Source organism: Microcystis sp. Msp_OC_L_20101000_S702, assembly GCF_007095705.1.
In the GTDB taxonomy this organism is placed as follows: Bacteria; Cyanobacteriota; Cyanobacteriia; order Cyanobacteriales; family Microcystaceae; genus Microcystis; species Microcystis ichthyoblabe_A.
On the sequence record NZ_SFBO01000081.1, the window covers coordinates 1 to 4340 of the forward strand.

Annotated in this window: 1 protein-coding gene and 1 pseudogene; both read right to left on the minus strand. The window is 45.1% G+C overall.

Annotated features, from left to right (window positions below; genetic code table 11):
• A partial coding sequence (locus tag EWV60_RS23175) for a tetratricopeptide repeat protein (protein ID WP_353734385.1) occupies nucleotides 1-4023 on the minus strand: 4023 nt, incomplete at its 3' end.
• A gap of 59 nt (nucleotides 4024-4082) precedes the next feature.
• Nucleotides 4083-4340: pseudogene (locus EWV60_RS08595) on the minus strand (hypothetical protein); the annotation flags it as partial.

The following is a 4340-nucleotide window of genomic DNA, read 5'->3' on the forward strand; positions in this document are numbered from 1 at the left end:
ATCTTGTTTTTGCTTGTCATCCCCCATTTTTAGATTTTCTGAGAGGTTGTATTCTTGTACTGCAAGTCCTTGGCTGAGATAATTAATGGCTTGAGGAATATCATCTTGAGACTGGTAAAGTCCTGCCAAATTGTTGAGACTGGAGGCGGTATCGGGATGGTTGTCTCCTAATTGTTGTTTCCAGATAGCTAAAGCCTGTTTGTAGAGGGGTTCGGCTTCGCTGTATCTTCCTTGAACTCTGTAAAGTCCTGCCAAATTGTTGAGACTGGAGGCGGTATCGGGATGGTTGTCTCCTAATTGTTGTTTCCAGATAGCTAAGGCTTCTTTGTAGAGGGGTTCGGCTTCGCTGTATCTTCCTTGAGACTCGTAAAGTCCTGCCAAATTGTTGAGACTGGAGGCGGTATCGGGATGGTTGTCTCCTAATTGTTGTTTAATGATAGTTAAAGCCTGTTTGTAGAGGGGTTCGGCTTCGCTGTATCTTCCTTGAGACTCGTAAAGTCCTGCCAAATTATTGAGACTGGTGGCGGTATCGGGATGGTTGTCTCCTAATTGTTGTTTCCAGATAGCTAAGGCTTCTTTGTAGAGGGGTTCGGCTTCGCTGTATCTTCCTTGAGACTTGTAAAGTCCTGCCAAATTGTTGAGACTGGAAGCAGTGTCGGGATGGTTGTCTCCTAATTGTTGTTTCCTGATAGCTAAAGCCTGTTTGTAGAGGGGTTCGGCTTCACTGTATCTTCCTTGAGACTCGTAAAGTCCTGCCAAATTGTTGAGACTGGTGGCGGTAGAGGGATGGTTGTCTCCTAATTGTTGTTTCCTGATAGCTAAGGCTTGTTTGTAGAGAGGTTCGGCTTCGCTGTATCTTCCTTGATACTGGTAAAGGAATGCCAAATTATTGAGACTGGTGGCGGTAGAGGGATGGTTGTCTCCTAACTGTTGCTTGAATATATCTAAAGCCTCTTTATAGCGGGGTTCAGCTTCACTGTATCTTCCTTGGGATAGGTAAAGTTCTGCTAGGTTGTTGAGACTTTGAGCGACATCAGGATGGTTGTCTCCTAACTGTTGTTTCCTGATAGCTAAAGACTGTTGTAAAAGAGGTTCAGCTTCACTGTATCTTCCTTGGGATAGGTAAAGTTCTGCTAGGTTGTTGAGACTTTGAGCGACATCAGGATGGTTGTCTCCTAACTGTTGTTTCCTGATAGCTAAAGACTGTTTTAAAAGAGGTTCAGCTTCACTGTATCTTCCTTGGGATAGGTAAAGTTCTGCTAGGTTGTTGAGACTTTGAGCGACATCAGGATTGTTTGGACCTAACTGTTGCTTCATGATAACTAAAGACTGTTGTAAAAGAGGTTCAGCTTCACTGTATCTTCCTTGGATACGGTAAAGTGTTGCTAGGTTATTAAGAGTTTGTGCCACATCGGGATGGTTGTCTCCTAACTGTTGCTTCTTAATAGCCAATGCTTCTTTGTAAAGAGGTTCGGCTTCGCCATACCTACCTAATACACTATAGAGAGCAGCCAAGTTATTGATGTTTGAACTTTCTGCAAGATGATCGCCAATCTTTCTACTCATATCTAAAGCTTGTTGATAGAAAGCGATTGCTTTTTCATACTCCCCTAAATTGGCATAATTTGCTCCTAAGTTATTGATGGATGAAATGTTTGATCTAGGACTAACTTTTTCTATAGAGATGCCAATACTCTGTGCAGTAGCTTGTAGTCGCTGATGAGTTAAAGTTATAGGACTAACTTTTTCTATAGAGATGCCAATACTCTGTGCAGTAGCTTGTAGTCGCTGATGAGTTAAAGTGAATTGCCTAACATCTACCTTCACAGTGACAAGAATACCAGAATCTCTTTCTGTAGGTACTTCGACTTGATTTCTGACTTCATCAAGTAAAGCAAGAGTTTGACTTACTGAATCTTTCACTGAATTGAGTTGAGTCTGTGCTTCTGATAGTTGAGTCTGTGCTTCTGATAGTTGAGTCTGTGCTTCTGATATTTGAGTCTGTGCTTCTGATATTTGAGTCTGTGCTTCTAATAGTTGAGTCTGTGCTTGCTGTTTCTCTTCCCTTGCTATTTTGGACTCGTTTCGGGCATCTTGTGTGTTTTTGGTCGCTTCTGTAAATTGTTTCTCAACTTCTTGAACCTGTTGTTCTTTTGCTTTGATAGTGACTTGAGCTATTTCAGTAACTTGCTTTAGGTGCTTCTTTTCTGCAACTAAATTTTGATTAACTTGTTTCAATTTCTGTTCTGCTTCTAGCTGTAACTGTTTTGCTTTTTGTGCGTTTATGTCTGCCTGCTTTTTGTTAGTTTTAGTTTGCTCTAAACTGCGATTGAGACTGATTTTATCCTTATTAAGTTGGTCTTTATCTTGTTCAAGTTGTTTTTTTTCTCCCTCCGCTTCTTGTACATCCTGCCATGCTATTTTCAAATCATCTACCGCCTTTATCGAAATAGGAACGGCAATAGCAGCAATGGCAATAGCTCCCAATGCCCCCAACAAACTAAGCTTATTCCGTCGATTGGCTTTTTTGATGATTTTGTCGGATTCCTCCCTTGTTTCTAATAATGCTTGGTTCGCTGTTTCTAATTCTGTTTCCGCCTGTTCCCTCGCCGCCGTCAAAATCTGATTCGCTTCCGTTTCCGCCGCCAACCGCCTTTCCATATCCAGTTTTTCGACATCCTGGCTATCATCTAAAAAGCGTTCATCTTCTTTACTCAAACGCTTTCCTTTTGCCCAAGTCTCCGCATCTCTCAACGCCTGTCCCCGCAACAAAAACGACTCTTTCTGCTCCTCTTGTGCCTCCTGCCAAGCCTTAAACGCCTCCCCATAAAACCCCGGACGCAAATCCGCCAAAGCGCGAGCCACCCACTGCCCATTAAACACCTGCGCGTAGATGGGGTTATAGACTTTCAACCTGCCCTCTCGCTTCACCACCAAACCCGTCAGCCGCAGTTGTATTTGCTCATAGCTCTCATCGGCAATGATCCCCCCTTCCTTTCTGGATGAGAGAGGCGGGGATGGGGAGAGGGGGGGGATGGGGAGAGGGGGGGGTTCAGCATCCAAAACTTGCTGATAAATCCCTAGCAGTCGCCCCCGCAGCCGTTCGTCACTGCGTAAAATCCTGTCTCGAATCGTTTTCAAATGCGGCGGCACGTCCTGCGCCTCCCAATTATCGATAAGCTGGCTCGTCACCACCTGCGCCACCAAATCTGGGGGCGATAGGCGCAAATCTGCCTCCTGCACTACCAAATTCAAGACCCGCTGCGTCAAAAACGGCTGTCCCCCCGTCCAATACAACACCGCTTGCAGCACCGCCTGCGGATCGTCCACCTTGCCCACCAAACCCTGCATCAACGGTTGAGCTTCCTGGAGTTGAAAGCCACTCATCTCCACCGCCCGACCGATATTAAACGCCAAACTATGCTTACTGACAATCAGATCGGAAGGTGTTGCCACCCCTAAAAACGCAAAAGTCAGCCGCCGATAACGCAGATCTTCCGCCCGCCGCTCAAAGAAAGAGCGAATCAGAATGAAAAAACCATCGGTATCAAACTTGAGACTGAGCAGGTTATCAATTTCTTCGACAAAAATGACGACATCTTGCGAGAGTTCTGCCAGCAATACGCGATCGATAAAATAAGTAAAGCGTTCGACCGCCGAAATCGACTGAGCCGCCAGATCCTTCCACCAACTCGAAAAATCGATTTTCTCTTGTAAATGCAAATCATCGATCAAGCGTTTTATTGTTCCGGCATACCACTGATCCTCGCTCAAACTGGTTCCCCGGGTTTGCGGGTCAATGACCGCACAAGCCACCCCCTCTGCCGCTAACTTCTGCATCACCCGCACCCGCAAACTAGACTTGCCCATCTGCCGCGAGTTAAAGACAAAACAATATTCTCCTGATTTCAGGCGATCGTACAATTCGCGATCGGCCTGTCGCTCTACATACCCACGATATTCGGCAGGTAAGCTCCCGCCTACTTGATAGCTAAAAGGAGTCGAGGAAGTTGGGTTTGTCATCGAAAAATTGGGTCTGAAACCCCGCCCTTTAGCGATAGCGGAGGGCGGCTTTACATAAGTCAGTGAGAAACAATTAAACCGTTAGAACGACGAATTAACTGAATCTTGCTAACGGCTATCTGTCCCAATCGTTGACCATTGGCATCGCTTACAGATAACTGTTTTTCGGTATCTCCACTAACATAACCAATTCCTTTAGGAGAAGAAACTAAATCTCCTTTACGGAACCCATGTCTTGTGGTAGAGCCACCATATTTACGTCGTTTACCACCTTTAGAAAAAACCATCAGGTGAAGTTGACGACGACTAATAGGAGG